Origin of the sequence: Mycobacterium sp. (assembly GCF_050701675.1) — a bacterium.
In the GTDB taxonomy this organism is placed as follows: Bacteria; Actinomycetota; Actinomycetes; order Mycobacteriales; family Mycobacteriaceae; genus Mycobacterium.
On the sequence record NZ_JBOGDD010001206.1, the window covers coordinates 1 to 1,636 of the forward strand.

Annotated in this window: 2 protein-coding genes; one reads left to right on the forward strand and one right to left on the reverse strand. The window is 68.2% G+C overall.

From position 1 onward, the window contains the following. Nucleotides 1–905 (forward strand): ATP-binding cassette domain-containing protein (locus ACRDUX_RS37365; RefSeq protein WP_526422008.1); only part of this gene is annotated, 905 nt, incomplete at its 5' end. Nucleotides 906–993: 88 nt separating this feature from the next. Here ACRDUX_RS37365 and ACRDUX_RS37370 read toward each other — a convergent pair. Further along, a partial coding sequence (locus ACRDUX_RS37370; protein ID WP_526422010.1) for a polysaccharide deacetylase family protein occupies nucleotides 994–1,636 on the reverse strand: 643 nt, incomplete at its 5' end.

Sequence of the window (1,636 nt, forward strand, 5' to 3'; positions counted from 1 at the left end):
ACGTATGGAATCTCGCGACCGCGTTGCTCGTCTCGGGAGCGGTCGCCGGATTCGGCTACTTCGGCAGCGTCGCGGGTGCGGTGGTCACCGAGGCGCCGGGCACCCGCGCGTGGCAGCTGGCGACCAGCCGCTTCGCAGGCGGCGCCGACCTGATGGACATTCCTCCTGGGATCGACGTCGTCGCCGGAACTGCTCCGCGCCCGACACCGCCTTCCCGAACCCCATTGCGGCGCCTGGAGCTTCGCAACGTGACGGCGGTGCACGACGATGGCACCCGCGGGGTCACCGGGGTTGACCTCACGGTCGAGGCGGGTGAGCTCGTCCTGCTGCTCGGCCAGGTTGGATCGGGAAAGTCGAGCCTGCTGTCGGCACTGTGCGGGCTGGTCGGGTACACCGGCGAGATTCGTTGGAACGGCGTCGACGTCGCCGATGCGCAGACGTTCCTGCGGCCGGGCCAGGTGGCGCACGTCGCGCAGGTGCCCCGGGTGTTGTCGGGGACGTTCGCCGACAACGTGCTCCTCGACCACGATCGGGAGATCGATCGGGCCGTCACCGATGCGCGCCTCGCACCCGACATCGAGGCGGCGGGCGGAACCGACGCGCTGGTCGGCCACCGCGGCGTCCGGCTCTCCGGTGGACAGGTCCAGCGACTGGCGCTTGCCAGGGCGCTGGCGATCGAGCCGGAACTGCTTCTCGCCGACGATATCTCGAGCGCTCTCGATGCGACGACCGAGGTGCAGTTGTGGGCAGGCCTGCGCGCTCGCGGCGTCACGGTGCTCGGTGCCACCTCCAAGCGGGCGGCGTTGTCGCAGGCCGATCGCGTCGTCGTCCTCGTCGACGGTGAGATCGCCGCCACCGGAGCGTGGGCCAACCTCTCGGGGGAGTGGAATCACCTCGCAGGCTGAGGATTCAAGCTCACGGGATGGTGGCGGCCCGAGCCATTGCGCACGAATACCGCTGTCAGCGTCAGGAAGCGGGGGCGTGCAGTCCCGGTCAGGAGAAGACGTCGTTCAGGGTGACGGTCTGCAATCGTCGTCCGGCGATGATTTGGGCCAACTGGGGCAGCACATGGCTGATGGGGGGCAGGTTGGCGTGCGCGAGCACGATCTGCTGCGGTTGAAACGATCCCTGCGCAAAGGAGATCATCGCCGCCTCGTCGATGGGCCGGGAGTCGCCGATCTCGGCGCTCCACAGAGTGATGGCGGTGTAGCCATGGTCGGCGGCGATGCGATCGGTCGCGGCGTTGTGGCTGCCGTAGGGCGGTCGGAAGTAGGGGGTTCCGTCTACTCCGTAGGTGTTTCGCAGGAAGTCGGCGTTGCGACCGATCTGCTCGTCCACCGCGGCCGGGTCGATCCGGGTGATGTTGGGGTGCGACCAGGTGTGATTTCCGATCTGAATCTGACCCGAGGCGACCATCGGCCGCAGCAGGGGCGCGTTCACGGTCCACGACGGGTTGATCCCGTTGGCGAAGAACGTCAGTCGCATGCCGGTATCGGCGCAGAATCGACCCAACGCGGCGACGTCCGCCGTACTGCAGCCGTCGTCGACGGTGAGGGCCAGTTGATTTCCGTCACCGGGTAGGCAAGTGATGACGCCGGCGGGCGCCGGAACTCGGGCATCGGGTATCGGCCAAGGC